Source organism: Streptomyces antarcticus (assembly GCF_026627255.1).
Lineage (GTDB): Bacteria > Actinomycetota > Actinomycetes > Streptomycetales > Streptomycetaceae > Streptomyces > Streptomyces antarcticus.
The window spans coordinates 135,386-148,922 of record NZ_JAPNLM010000013.1; the positions used below are offsets into that span (position 1 = coordinate 135,386).

Consider the following 13,537-nt stretch of genomic DNA (forward strand, 5'->3'; position numbering starts at 1 on the left):
CCCGGCCGCCGGAGGTAGGTTCGCCGGGTGACCGACCACGTACCCGCCGAGCCCGCCCCCGCCGAGCCCACCGGCCGCATCGTCCTGCTGACCACCAGCCACCGGGTCGCCCCGGGCGTGCTGTCCTGGCCGGCCTGGCAGGTCCTGCACGCCGCGGACCGGGTGCTGTGCGCCGATCCGGCCCACCCGCAGCTGCCGTACCTGCGGGACGCGGGCATCGAGGTCGAGCAGGCGGCCCCGGACGCGCCCGCGCTGGTCGGGGCCTGCGCCGGCGGACGGACCGTCGTGGTGCTCCCGGGCGGCGAGGGCGACCGGCGGCTGACCGACGGCCTGGCCCGGCTCGCGGGCTCGGGCCGGGTCTCCATGCCGGACCTGGAACTGCTGCCGGGCTCGTACGACCTGCCGGGCGCGCGCCTGCTCGACCTGGTCCAGGTGATGGACCGGATCCGGCGCGAGTGCCCGTGGTCCTCCCGCCAGACCCACCGGGGCCTGGCGAAGTACGGGATCGAGGAGGCGTACGAACTCGTCGAGGCCATCGAGGACGGGAACCGGACGGAGCTGCGCGAGGAACTCGGCGACGTGCTCCTCCAGGTCGTCTTCCACGCACGCATCGCCGAGGAGTACCGCGCGGACGCGGAGGGGGAAGAGGGCGAGGAGGGGGAAGAGGGAGAGGACGGCGACGGGCCGTTCTCCATCGACGACGTCGCCGGGACCCTGGTGGAGAAGCTGGTCCGCCGCCACCCGCACGTGTTCGGGGACGCGACGGCGGACACCCCGGAAGAGGTCAAGGAGCACTGGCTGCGGACCAAGGCGGTCGAGAAGCAGCGGGAGTCGGTCACCGACGGGATCCCGCTCGGCCAGCCCGGCCTCGCGCTCGCGGCCAAGCTCGCCGGCCGCGCCCGTACGGGCGGGGTGCCCGTGGACCTGCCCCGCGGCGAGGGCGTCGGCTACGAGCTGCTGGCGCTGGCGGCGCGCGCCGAGGCGGCGGGTATCGACCCCGAGACCGCCCTGCGCGCGGCGGCCCGCGCCTACCGGGACGCGATCCGGGCCGCCGAGGGCGTCGGACCGTAGTCCGGGCCGGTCCGGATCGCGTCCCGCTCAGGGGCGCGGTGCGCGGCCCGAGGGGTTGTGCCAGTGCGGCGCCGGGCGGTTCAGGAACCACTCGCCGAAGCCCAGCGGCCGGCCGCCGGGGCCGTTGCCCCGGCCCGCGCCGGGCACCGTGTCGTGGAAGATCCGGCCGGGCCGGGCACCCAGCTCCTCCAGCAGGTACGCGGTCTCCTCGATGAACGGGGCCGGTCCGCTGAGGTAGACGTCCTGGTCGGGCCAGAGCGCGCGGTTGCTGAGCGCGGTGGCCAGCCGGTCGGTGGCCTGGTTGCGGTGCTGCCCGGGGGCGGGCGTGATGTAGGTGACGCCGAGCCAGGCGCAGGCCTCGGCGTACGCGTCGATGAGCGGCCGGTCGTAGAGGTACGCGGAGTCCCGGGCGACGACGAAGAGGCGTACGTCCTGGTCGGGGGGATGCTCCGCGAGCTCCTCCAGCAGGGCCCGGACCGGCGCCCAGCCGGTACCGGCGGCGATGAGGCTCACCGGGCGGTCCTCGCGGCGCAGGACGAGCTGCCCGCCGGCGGCGCCGAGGCGCAGCATGTCGCCGGGCCGCGTGTCGCGGACCAGGGCGGTGCTGAGCCGGCCGTCCTCGATCCGGCTGACGTGCAGGTCGACGGTGCCGTCGGGGCGGGGCGCGTTGCCGAGGGAGTAGGTGCGCCAGGTCGTCGGCACCCGCTCGCTGCTCACGCTCGCGTACTGGCCGGGGAGATAGGGGAAGGGGAGCAGCGGCTTGAGCGTCACGACGCCGATGTCCTGCCCGTACTGGAGGTGGCGGACGACCTCCGCGTCCCACCACGGGGGGTCCTCGCCGGCGTCGGCGCCCTCGGCCATCGCGTCGGAGATCATCTGGTACGCCTCGGTCCAGGCCTTCTCCGCCTGGGGCGTCCAGGCGTTGCCGGAGGTCTCGGCGAGCGCGGCGATCAGGCTGGTGCCCACGGCCGCGTAGTGCTCGGGGCCGGCCAGGAACTTGCGGTGGTCGCGCCCGAGGTCGCGGAGGTAGGGGAGCAGGGCCTCGCTCTCCAGCTCGGCGACGACGTGCGTGAGCGCGGCGAAGAGCCGGTCCCGCTGCCGTTCCATGTCCTCAAAGGACGCGGGGAAGAGCTCGCGGATCCCGGGGTTGTGCCAGAACAGGTGGGAGTAGAAGAACTTGACCGCGTGCTCGGCCCTTCTCTCCACCACCGCGAAACTGCTCTTCAAGATCCTCACATCCACAAAACCGAAAGTAGGAAGGGCCGCGAACCTGAGGTCAAGCGATGGCGGATCTACGGACAGCCGCGACGAACCGCCCATATGGGGTGGCGGGTGAACGCCGGGATACGGTCATCGGGTGCATGAGCAGACTCCCGCGACACCAGCAGAGACCCCGTCCGAGTGCCCGTCCGAGGACCCGTCGCAGACTCCGTCCGAGACCCCGTCCGCCCCCGGCCCGACCCTGTTCGACTGGGAGTTCGCGACCGACCCGTACCCGGCCTACGCCTGGCTGCGCGAGCACTCCCCGGTGCACCGCACCACGCTCCCCAGCGGTGTCGAGGCCTGGCTGGTCACCCGCTACGCCGACGCCCGCCAGGCCCTCGCCGACCAGCGGCTCAGCAAGAACCCCGCGCACCACGCGGAGTCCCCGCACGCCAAGGGCAAGACGGGCATTCCGGGCGAGCGCAAGGCCGAGCTGATGACCCACCTGCTCAACATCGACCCGCCGGACCACACCCGGCTGCGGCGGCTGGTGTCGAAGGCGTTCACCCCGCGCAGAGTGGCCGAGTTCGCCCCGCGCGTGCAGGAACTCACCGACCACCTCATCGACCGGATCGTGGAGAAGTCCCGGGGCGCGGAGACGGGGGAGGCCGACCTCATCCACGAGTTCGCCTTCCCGCTCCCCATCTACGCCATCTGCGAGATGCTCGGCGTCCCGCGCGAGGACCAGGACGACTTCCGGGACTGGGCCGGGATGATGATCCGGCACGGCGGCGGTCCGCGCGGCGGCGTCGGACGCGCGGTCAAGCAGATGCGCACGTACCTCGGCGAGCTCATTCACCGTAAAAGGGATGATCTGGGCGACGACCTGATCTCCGACCTGATCCGGGCGAGCGACCACGGGGACCATCTGACGGAGGGTGAGGCCACCGCGATGGCCTTCATCCTGCTGTTCGCCGGGTTCGAGACGACCGTGAACCTCATCGGCAACGGCGTCCACTCCCTCTTCATGAACCCGGACCAGCGCGAACGCCTCCAGCGCTCCCTCGCGGCCGGGGAGCGCGGCCTGCTGGAGACCGGTGTCGAGGAGCTGCTGCGCTACGACGGGCCCGTGGAGCTCGCCACCTGGCGGTTCGCCACCGAGGCGCTGACCCTCGGAGGCCGGCCGGTGGCGGCCGGAGATCCGGTGCTGGTCGTCCTGGCGGCCGCCGACCGGGACCCTGACCGCTTCGCCGACCCGGACGCCCTGGACCTCTCGCGCACCGACAACCAGCACCTCGGATACGGGCACGGCATCCACTACTGCCTGGGTGCTCCGCTCGCCCGGCTGGAGGGCCAGACCGCGCTTGCGACTTTGCTGACGCGTCTGCCGGACCTGGAACTCGCGGTTCCGCCCGAGGAGCTGCGCTGGCGCGGCGGACTGATCATGCGTGGCCTGCGCACGCTTCCCGTCCGCTTCGCAGCCCCAAACATCGGAGGAACATCTGACGCCTAGTCGACTGCGATCGGAACTTGTGACAATCGCTCAAAGGCCGCTAAGTTCTGCCGTTACCCCGCCGTTATGCGAAAGGTGCACCTACATGCGTTCCGGGAACGGCCGCCACAGACGCCCCCGCCAGGTCCCCGCGCTGGTTGTCACAGCCGGGGTCACTGGCTCCGCACTGGCCCTGCCACTGCTCGCGGCCACCAACGCCACGGCTGCCGACGCCTCCACATGGGACAGGGTCGCCGAGTGCGAGAGCGGCGGGAGCTGGAGCGCCAACTTCGGCAGCGGTGTGTACGGCGGGCTGCAGTTCACCCAGGACCAGTGGCGCGGCGCCGGCGGGCTCGACTTCGCCGAGCGGCCCGACCTGGCGAGCCGGTCCCAGCAGATCGCCGTCGCCGAGCGGGTGCTGGCCTCCCAGGGACCGCAGGCGTGGCCGCTGTGCGCGGCGTCCGCCGGGCTGGTCCAGCAGGGCCCCGCCGCGGAGGTGGACCCGGGCCTGCCCGGCGCCGCCGGGAGCGCGTCGCCCACGCCGAACCGCCCGGACGCCGCGGTGCCCGTCCACGGCTCCGGCGCCGCCAAGGACTTCGGGGCGCCGACCCCGACTCCGTCGGACACCCCGGCGTTCGCCATTCCCGACGCCCCGAGCGCGCCGCCGGGCGGACTTCCCGTCATGCCGGCGCCGGACGACCCGACGACGGCGCCGGCCGACCCGACGGCCCCTGTGACCCCCGGCGGCCCGGGCACGACCCCCGCGGACCCGACCGCCCCGGTGGCCCCGACGGCCCCCGTGGACCCCACCGCGCCGACCGGCCCGGCCGACCCGACGGCCCCGGCCGGCCCGGGCGCGCCCACGACCCCGGCCCCCGGCGCCTCCACCGGCCCGACGCCGCAGACCACCCCGGGCGCCTCCACCGACTCGTCGGTCCCGCCCGCCCTCCCGGCGGAGGGGAAGGGCAAGCACCGCGGGACGCCCGCCTTCGAGGCCCCCGGAGCGTCTGACGCCGCGTCGGACCCCTCGTACACCGTGAAGTCGGGCGACAGCCTGACCGCCATAGCGGACGCCAACGGACTCAAGGGCGGCTGGAACGCGCTCTACGCCGCCAACGAGCAGGTCATCGGCGGGGACGCCAACCTGATCAAGCCCGGCCAGAACCTGGATCTAAGCGCGAAATAGGGGCACTTCGGGCACCCTTTAAGGGATTGATTGTCCGTTTTCTGTAAGTGAGACATGTGTCTCTTCCGGTCAACTGGCGTGTCCCGCCCCGCGACTCGCGCAAACCCCGTCCTCACCTGCGCAAACGCTCTCGGGAGGGGCGCAAGTAGGGGCGTTTCTCCCCGATGTGGCTCGTTGAACATCGGGGAGGGAGCCGTCTACCTTCTGAATCGCCCGCCACCGCGGGCTCCTTCGACCGCATCGCCGAATCCTGCCGGCGGACGGGGGGAACAGTCGTCGCGCAAGCGCCGAAGGCAGGAGCGGGGGAACCAAGGTAGGCGCCGGGAGCGGCCGTTGAGAGACGGTCACGCCACCGGCTAGGGGTTAAGACGTGCGCTAGGTCGCACGGCCGGGCAACTCACTCGCCCGAACCCGACAGCTCACCTCGTAGGCGTCGGTGAGGAGAAACTCCATGCTGCTTTCCGGCAAGGGCAAGCACCGCCGCGGTTCCAAGGCCGTCCGCCTCGTCACGCTCGCCGGTGTCGCCGGTGTGGCCGTGGCCGCCCCTCTGATGGCCGCCGGCACCGCCAGCGCCGCCACCGCGTCCGAGTGGGACAAGGTCGCGCAGTGCGAGGCCGGTGGCAACTGGGCCATCAACACGGGCAATGGCTACTACGGCGGTCTGCAGTTCTCGTCCTCCACGTGGGCCGCGTTCGGTGGCAAGACGTACGCCGCCCAGGCCAACCAGGCCACGAAGTCGCAGCAGATAGCCATCGCCGAGAAGGTCCTCAAGGGCCAGGGCAAGGGTGCCTGGCCGTCCTGCGGCGTGGGCCTGTCGAACTCCTCCTCCACCGGTGGCGGCTCGACGGAGACCCCGAAGCAGACCAAGAAGACCGAGACCAAGAAGACCGAAACCAAGAAGACCGAGACGAAGAAGACCGCGCCGAAGGTGGAGACCAAGCGCGCCCAGGCCCCGACGACGCGCTCCGAGCGCTCCGAGGCCCCGGCTCCGGCCGCCAAGCCGAAGGCCCAGGCCCCGAAGACCGGAAACGGCTCGTACGAGGTCAAGTCCGGTGACACGCTGGGCACCATCGCCGAGGCCAACAACGTCCAGGGCGGCTGGGAGAAGGTCTTCGAGCTCAACAAGGACATCGTCTCGGACGCCGACCTGATCTTCCCGGGCCAGAAGCTCAAGCTCAGCTGATCCAGCTGACCCCGCGGTACCCGCCGCAGGAGCCCCCGCGCTCCGCCCGCCGCACCACGCAGGGTCCCCACCGCCCGGCGCGCCTTCCCCCGCGCGCCGGGCGGTGGCGTGTGCGGCCGCAGGCGTGTTGACCAAGAGTCCTATGTCCTGGAACAGGGGTATTCGGGCCCTTTTTCGTCCCAGGACCCGGGCGGTCGTCCGGCCGATTGGCCGGAGCCGGTTAGGCTCTAGGCGGCAAGGCCATCCCACGGCCTGACACGCCACCGCACACCCAGCGTCACATCCCAGAAGGAGATGCTCGTGCCCTCCATCGACGTCGTCGTAGCCCGGGAAATCCTGGACTCCCGAGGCAACCCCACGGTCGAGGTCGAGGTGGGCCTCGACGATGGCAGCACCGGCCGTGCTGCCGTTCCGTCCGGTGCCTCCACCGGTGCATTCGAGGCCATCGAGCTCCGTGACGGTGACCCCAACCGTTACTTCGGCAAGGGTGTCGAGAAGGCCGTCCTCGCCGTCATCGAGCAGATCGGCCCGGAGCTCGTCGGCTACGACGCCACCGAGCAGCGGCTGATCGACCAGGCCATGTTCGACCTGGACGCCACCGACAACAAGGGCTCCCTCGGCGCCAACGCCATCCTCGGCGTGTCGCTCGCCGTCGCGCACGCCGCGTCCGAAGCCTCGGACCTGCCGCTCTTCCGCTACCTCGGCGGTCCGAACGCGCACCTGCTGCCCGTCCCGATGATGAACATCCTCAACGGTGGGTCGCACGCGGACTCCAACGTGGACATCCAGGAGTTCATGATCGCCCCGATCGGCGCGGAGTCCTTCTCCGAGGCGCTGCGCTGGGGTGCCGAGGTCTACCACACCCTCAAGAAGGTCCTGCACACCAAGGGCCTCTCCACCGGTCTCGGTGACGAGGGCGGCTTCGCGCCGAACCTGGAGTCCAACCGCGCCGCGCTCGACCTCATCGTCGAGGCCATCAAGCAGGCCGGCTACGTCCCGGGCAAGGACATCGCGCTCGCGCTCGACGTCGCCGCGTCCGAGTTCTACAAGGACGGCAAGTACGAGTTCGAGGGCCAGTCCCGCTCGGCCGCCGAGATGACCGAGTACTACGAGGAGCTCGTCTCCGCGTACCCGATGGTCTCCATCGAGGACCCGCTGTACGAGGACGACTGGGCCGGCTGGAAGACCCTCACCGACCGCCTGGGCGCCAAGGTCCAGATCGTCGGCGACGACCTCTTCGTCACCAACCCGGAGCGCCTGGCCCGCGGCATCAAGGAGGGCTCCGCGAACGCCCTGCTCGTGAAGGTGAACCAGATCGGTTCGCTGACCGAGACCCTGGACGCCGTCGAGATGGCCCAGCGCAACGGCTTCAAGTGCATGATGTCGCACCGCTCCGGCGAGACCGAGGACGTCACCATCGCCGACCTCGCCGTCGCCGTGAACTGCGGCCAGATCAAGACCGGCGCCCCGGCCCGCTCGGACCGCGTCGCCAAGTACAACCAGCTGCTGCGCATCGAGGAGATCCTCGACGACGCCGCCGTGTACGCGGGCCGCTCCGCCTTCCCGCGCTTCCGCCCCGCGAACTGATCCCGCGCGGCCGGGGCTGACCGCCGCCCCCGCTTTTTGCGGCGCTGGCCTCCGTACGTCCCCGCACTCGGTCCCGTACCGTGTGCGGGGACGTATTGCGTAGTGCGTATATAGGGGAGGCGGGATCAATGGCCGGGAACCGGGATCGGTTCTCCACCTTCTCCACCGCGACCAGGCTCAAGCAGCTCGGCGAACGGACCGCCGCCCACGTCTACCGCTCGCAGTCGCGCCGCCAGGTCCGCCGCAGCCGGCTCACCGGCCGGGCCGCTCTGCTGGTGCTGGTCCTCTGTACCCTGGTCGTCGCCCTCGCGTATCCGATGCGCCAGTACGTGTCCCAGCGCTCGGAGATCGCGGAGCAGCAGAAGGCGGCCGCCTCCGCGCGGCTCCGCCTGGAACGGCTCCGCGACGAGAAGGCCCGCTGGCAGGACGACGCGTACGCGGAGCAGCAGGCGCGCAAGCACCTGCACTTCCTGCGCCCGGGGGAGATCGGCTACATCATGAGCGACCCCGGCGCCGAGGGCCGCGAACGGCCCCGGACCGGCCAGGCGGGCTCCGACCGGCCCTGGTACTCCAACGTCTGGGACGGCGTCGACAAGGCCGACCGACCAGGCGACTGACCGACCAGCACCATCCGTCAACGAACCGCGAACGAAGAGACTTCCTCCAGGCATGCAGACGCCCCCGCCCCAGACCGACCGGACCGAGCCGACCGACGCGGACATCGAGGCGTTCGAGCAGCAGCTCGGCCGCCCGCCGCGCGGGCTGCGCGCCATCGCGCACCGCTGCCCCTGCGGCCAGCCGGACGTGGTGGAGACCGCCCCGCGGCTCCCCGACGGCACCCCCTTCCCGACGCTGTACTACCTGACGTGCCCGCGCGCGGCCTCCGCGATCGGCACGCTGGAGGCCAACGGCGTCATGAAGGAGATGCAGGCCCGGCTCGCCGAGGACCCGGAGCTCGCCGCCGCCTACCGGGCCGCGCACGAGGACTACATCCGCCGCCGTGACGCCATCGACGTGCTCCAGGGCTTCCCGAGCGCCGGCGGCATGCCGGACCGGGTGAAGTGCCTGCACGTCCTGGTCGGCCACTCCCTGGTCGCCGGCCCGGGCGTGAACCCGTTCGGCGACGAGGCCCTCGCGATGCTGCCGCAGTGGTGGGCCAAGGGTGCCTGCGTCACCCCGTGCGGGGAGCGGAAGGCCGAGGAGGAGTCCCGGTGACCCGGGTCGCGGCCGTCGACTGCGGTACGAACTCCATCCGCCTGCTGGTCGCCGACGTCGACCCGTCCTCCGGCGAGCTGGTGGAGCTGGACCGGCGGATGACCGTCGTCCGGCTCGGCCAGGGCGTGGACCGGACCGGGCGCCTCGCCCCCGAGGCCCTGGAGCGGACCTTCGCGGCCTGCCGCGCGTACGCGGCGGTCATCAGAGAACTCGGCGCGGAGCGGGTGCGCTTCGTCGCCACGTCGGCCTCGCGGGACGCCGAGAACCGGGACGACTTCGTCCGGGGCGTGCTGGAGACCATCGGCGTCGAGCCCGAGGTGATCTCCGGCGACCAGGAGGCGGAGTTCTCCTTCACCGGCGCCACCAAGGAGCTGGCCGGCCGCGACGATCTGGCCAAGCCGTACCTGGTCGTGGACATCGGCGGCGGCTCGACCGAGTTCGTGGTCGGCGACGACCGGGTGCGGGCGGCCCGCTCCGTGGACGTCGGCTGCGTCCGGATGACCGAACGCCACCTGGTGGCGGACGGCCGGGTCTGCGACCCGCCGACGCGGGAGCAGATCGCCGCGATGCGGGCCGACATCGAAGCGGCGCTCGACCTGGCCGCCGAGACGGTGCCGCTGGGCGAGGCGCGCACCCTGGTGGGGCTGGCCGGCTCGGTGACCACGGTCGCCGCGATCGCGCTCGGGCTGCCGGAGTACGACTCATCGGCGATCCACCACTCGCGGATCTCCTACGAGCGGGTCCGCGAGATCGGCGAGCGGATGCTGACGTCGACGCACGCCGAGCGCGCCGCGATCCCCTCGATGCACCCGGGCCGGGTCGACGTGATCGGGGCGGGCGTGCTCGTCCTGCGGGCGATCATGGAGCGGACCGGCGCCCGGGAGGTCGTGGTCTCGGAGCACGACATCCTCGACGGCATCGCGATCAGGACCGCGGAAGAGGCCGAGGCGGACAAGCAGCGTTCCTGACCCGGCTCACCTCGGCTCACCCCACGAAGGCGGCGCCCCGTTCATCGGACCGGAGCGCCGCCTTCGCCGTCAGATCCCGCGGAACGGGCGGCCGCGGGCCGTGATTCCCAGGCGATCGGGTCCCATCGGCCGGTCGAACAGGGGTCTGGAGGGGGCTTCGGTCCCGTGATCCACATCAAGTTCGTGAAGTTCTTCACAAGGAAAAGGGGTCTGTTGGTCGAACGGAGGGGCCCTTGGGGGCGCTCCGGGGGCCTTCGGGCCTCTTTCCGCGTCCGTTCGTACGAACCGGGGGCGCGACGTGTTCCGTGTCGGAGCAATGGACGAAGCCTGGTGGTCCAGTCCGTTTGAGGGCCTGCGGGCCAGTTCAGGACGGGTGAACAACGATTCCTGTGGCACGCTGGTTCCCGTCGCGGGACATGACCTCGGTCACGTGGGCGGCGGAGTGTAGCAGAGGGTCCCGGACACCTTGTGAAGGGGCTCACGAGCGTCACCCCTGGGGGTGCTGGATACTCGTTCCATGAGCACCACGGAGCGTCCCAGGATCCTCGTTGTAGGAGGTGGGTACGTAGGCCTGTACGCAGCCAAGCGCATCATGAAGAAGATGCGCTACGGCGAGGCGACCGTCACGGTCGTCGACCCGCGCTCGTACATGACCTACCAGCCCTTCCTCCCCGAAGTGGCCGCAGGCAGCATCTCGCCTCGGCACGTCGTCGTCCCGCTGCGACGCGTGCTGCCCAAGGCAGAGGTCCTCACCGGCCGGGTCACGACCATCGACCAGGACCGCAAGGTCGCCGTCGTCACGCCGCTGGTCGGCGAGGCGTACGAGCTGCCCTTCGACTACCTGGTGATCGCGCTCGGAGCCGTTTCCCGCACCTTCCCGATCCCCGGCCTCGCCGAACAGGGCATCGGTATGAAGGGCGTCGAAGAGGGCATCGGCCTGCGCAACCACGTCCTCGAGCAGCTGGACAAGGCCGAGTCCACGACGGACGAGGACGTCCGCCGCAAGGCCCTCACCTTCGTCTTCGTCGGCGGCGGCTTCGCCGGTGCGGAGACCATCGGCGAGGTCGAGGACATGGCCCGCGACGCCGCGAAGTACTACTCCAGCATCAAGCGCGAGGACATGCGCTTCATCCTGGTCGACGCGGCCGACAAGATCCTTCCCGAGGTCGGGCCCAAGCTCGGCACCTGGGGCAAGGAGCACCTCGAGTCCCGCGGCATCGAGATCTACCTCAACACCTCCATGGACTCCTGCGTGGACGGCCACGTGGTGCTGAAGAACGGCCTCGAGGTCGACTCCAACACCATCGTGTGGACCGCGGGCGTCAAGCCGAACCCGGTGCTGGCCCGCTACGGCCTGCCGCTGGGCCCGCGCGGCCACGTCGACGCCGAACCGACCCTCCAGGTCAAGGGCACCGACTACATCTGGACCGCCGGCGACAACGCCCAGGTGCCGGACCTCGCCGCCCGCAAGGCCGGCGTGGAGAACGCCTGGTGCCCGCCGAACGCCCAGCACGCGCTGCGCCAGGCCAAGGTCCTCGGCGACAACGTCATCTCGGGCATGCGCGGTTTCCCGCAGTCCGAGTACTCGCACGCCAACAAGGGTGCGGTGGCGGGCCTCGGCCTCCACAAGGGCGTCGCGATGATCGTCATGGGCAAGATGAAGATCAAGCTCAAGGGCCGGCTCGCCTGGTACATGCACCGTGGCTACCACGGCATGGCCATGCCGACCTGGAACCGCAAGATCCGCGTCTTCGCCGACTGGACCCTCGGCATGTTCCTCAAGCGCGAGGTCGTCTCCCTCGGTGCGCTGGAGACCCCCCGCGAGGAGTTCTACGAGGCCGCCAAGCCGGCTCCGGCCGCCGCCGTCACGGCTCCGGCCCAGAAGGCCAAGGCGTCCTGACCCGGCACTGCCGGTGAGGCCCTGAGCCCGACCCGCAGTACCCGCCCGACCCGAAGGGGCCGTCCGCCATCCGTGGTGCGGACGGCCCCTTCGGCGCGTCCGGCGGCTTACCCGCGGTCCGGGGTGGGTAGACCGGGAGGTCGGAGCTTTGTGGAGGTGCGCCATGACCGACGCCGCGCCGCGGCTGGCCGCTGTTGCCGAGACCCTGCTGGGCACCCCCCTGCCGGTGCGCGTACGCGCGTGGGACGGCAGTGAGGCGGGCCCGCCCGGAACCCCGATCCTCGTCGTCCACAACCGTCGGGCGCTGCGCCGCATGCTCTGGAAGCCCGGCGAGATGGGGCTGGCCCGGGCCTGGGTGGCGGGGGAACTGACGGTCGAGGGCGACCTGTTCGAGCTGCTGGACCGGGTGGGCGGCCTGCTCTGGGCGCGGGTGCCCGCGACCCCGGCGCCCGCGCCCGCCACCCCGGCACTTGTGCCCACCGTGCCCACCGTGCCCGCGGCGCCGGCGCCCGTGCCCACCGTGCCCGCGACCCCCCTGCGGGTGAACGGGTCGCCGCCCGTGCTCGCGCCGCCCGCGCTCCCGCAGCCCGTGCTTCCGGCGCCCGCGCCCGTGCCCCAGGGGCCCGCCCCGCGGCGCCCCCGGCTGCCCGGCCGGCTCTCCCGGGCCGCCGACACCGCCGCGCTGCTGCGCGACCCGCGGGCGCGGGCCGCCGTACGGGAGCTGGCCGCCCTGGCACGGCCCTGGCCGGCCCCCGCGGCGCCCCCGGAGGAGGCGCGACGCCGCGGCGGACCCCGCCACACCAGGGGCGGCGACCGGCAGGCCATCAGCCACCACTACGACGTCGGGAACGACTTCTACGAACGGGTCCTCGGGCCCTCGATGGTGTATTCGTGCGCCTACTGGAGCCCCGGCGGAACCCTGGAGGAGGCCCAGCACGACAAGCTCGACCTCGTCTGCCGCAAGCTGGCCCTGGGACCCGGCGACCGGCTCCTCGACGTCGGCTGCGGCTGGGGTTCGATGGCGCTGCACGCCGCCCGCGAGTACGGCGTCCGGGTCACTGGCGTGACCCTCTCGCGCGAACAGGCGGCGTACGCCCGCAAGCGGGTCGCGGACGGGGGCCTCGCCGACCTGGTCGAGATCCGGATCCAGGACTACCGGGACGTCGCCGACGGCCCGTACGACGCCGTGTCCTCCATCGGGATGGCCGAGCACGTCGGCGCCGACCGCTACCGGGACTACGCCCGCACCCTGTACGCCCTGCTGCGCCCCGGCGGCCGGCTGCTCAACCACCAGATCGCCCGCCGGCCGGAGCCCGACGAGGAGGCGTACCGGATCAACGACTTCATCGACGCGTACGTCTTCCCCGACGGGGAGCTGTCCCCGCTCGGCACCACCGTCGGCGAGCTGGAACGGGCCGGCTTCGAGGTCCGGGACGTGGAGGCGCTGCGCGAGCATTACGCGCTGACCCTGCGGGCCTGGGTGGCGCGGCTGGAGGCCGGCTGGGACGAGGCGGTCCGGCTGACCTCGCCGGGACGGGCCCGCGTCTGGCAGCTGTACATGGCGGCCTCGGCGCTCGCCTTCGAGCACGGCCGGCTCGGGGTCAACCAGGTGCTCGCGGTGAAGTCCGCGGCGCGCGGCGACGCCGGGGTGCCGCTGCGGCCCCGTACCTGGGGCCCGGGGCCCGAGGAGTCGCCCGGGGCCTGAGCGGGGGCGCGCGGCCCGCGTACGGGG

At 72.2% G+C, this 13,537-nt stretch carries 11 protein-coding genes and 1 riboswitch; of the genes, 10 read left to right on the forward strand and 1 reads right to left on the reverse strand.

Annotated elements, in window-relative coordinates:
- Window positions 1–27: 27 nt before the first annotated feature.
- On the forward strand, window positions 28–1,071 hold the full coding sequence (locus tag OTB16_RS20860; protein ID WP_267721811.1) for a nucleoside triphosphate pyrophosphohydrolase: 1,044 nt from the start codon (window positions 28–30) through the stop codon (window positions 1,069–1,071).
- Window positions 1,072–1,098: 27 nt separating this feature from the next.
- Here OTB16_RS20860 and OTB16_RS20865 read toward each other — a convergent pair whose 3' ends face one another.
- Window positions 1,099–2,307: a globin domain-containing protein gene (locus OTB16_RS20865; RefSeq protein WP_267721967.1), complete on the reverse strand. Its 1,209-nt coding sequence runs from the start codon at window positions 2,305–2,307 to the stop codon at window positions 1,099–1,101.
- Between the two features lie 121 nt (window positions 2,308–2,428).
- On the opposite strand from OTB16_RS20865, the gene OTB16_RS20870 reads away from it, so the two are divergent.
- The 9 genes from OTB16_RS20870 (at window position 2,429) to OTB16_RS20910 (ending at window position 13,510) form a co-directional block, all read left to right on the forward strand.
- Window positions 2,429–3,787 carry a cytochrome P450 family protein gene (locus tag OTB16_RS20870; protein WP_420717763.1) on the forward strand — a complete coding sequence of 453 codons (1,359 nt, stop codon included), beginning with the start codon at window positions 2,429–2,431 and terminating at the stop codon, window positions 3,785–3,787.
- An 85-nt stretch (window positions 3,788–3,872) separates the two neighbouring features.
- Window positions 3,873–4,952 (forward strand): LysM peptidoglycan-binding domain-containing protein, encoded by a 1,080-nt coding sequence (locus OTB16_RS20875; RefSeq protein ID WP_267721813.1) that lies wholly within the window; start codon window positions 3,873–3,875, stop codon window positions 4,950–4,952.
- 275 nt (window positions 4,953–5,227) lie between these two features.
- Window positions 5,228–5,400: riboswitch (cyclic di-AMP (ydaO/yuaA leader) on the forward strand.
- A gap of 3 nt (window positions 5,401–5,403) precedes the next feature.
- The gene (locus OTB16_RS20880; RefSeq protein WP_267721815.1) at window positions 5,404–6,135 is read left to right on the forward strand and encodes a LysM peptidoglycan-binding domain-containing protein; all 732 of its coding nucleotides are present in this window, start codon (window positions 5,404–5,406) and stop codon (window positions 6,133–6,135) included.
- 294 nt (window positions 6,136–6,429) lie between these two features.
- The gene (gene eno / locus OTB16_RS20885) at window positions 6,430–7,722 is read left to right on the forward strand and encodes a phosphopyruvate hydratase (protein ID WP_267721817.1); all 1,293 of its coding nucleotides are present in this window, start codon (window positions 6,430–6,432) and stop codon (window positions 7,720–7,722) included.
- A gap of 128 nt (window positions 7,723–7,850) precedes the next feature.
- Window positions 7,851–8,339 carry an FtsB family cell division protein gene (locus tag OTB16_RS20890; RefSeq protein ID WP_267721818.1) on the forward strand — a complete coding sequence of 163 codons (489 nt, stop codon included), beginning with the start codon at window positions 7,851–7,853 and terminating at the stop codon, window positions 8,337–8,339.
- Between the two features lie 52 nt (window positions 8,340–8,391).
- A complete protein-coding gene (locus OTB16_RS20895; protein ID WP_267721820.1) occupies window positions 8,392–8,937 on the forward strand; it encodes a DUF501 domain-containing protein in 546 nt (181 codons plus the stop codon).
- Window positions 8,934–9,905 (forward strand): Ppx/GppA phosphatase family protein, encoded by a 972-nt coding sequence (locus tag OTB16_RS20900; RefSeq protein WP_267721822.1) that lies wholly within the window; start codon window positions 8,934–8,936, stop codon window positions 9,903–9,905. Before OTB16_RS20895 ends, OTB16_RS20900 begins: the two co-directional genes overlap by 4 nt.
- Before the next feature lie 517 nt (window positions 9,906–10,422).
- Window positions 10,423–11,805 carry an NAD(P)/FAD-dependent oxidoreductase gene (locus OTB16_RS20905; protein WP_267721823.1) on the forward strand — a complete coding sequence of 461 codons (1,383 nt, stop codon included), beginning with the start codon at window positions 10,423–10,425 and terminating at the stop codon, window positions 11,803–11,805.
- A gap of 163 nt (window positions 11,806–11,968) precedes the next feature.
- Entirely contained in the window at window positions 11,969–13,510 is a 1,542-nt protein-coding gene (locus OTB16_RS20910; protein ID WP_267721825.1) for an SAM-dependent methyltransferase, read from the forward strand.
- Window positions 13,511–13,537: the final 27 nt, after the last annotated feature.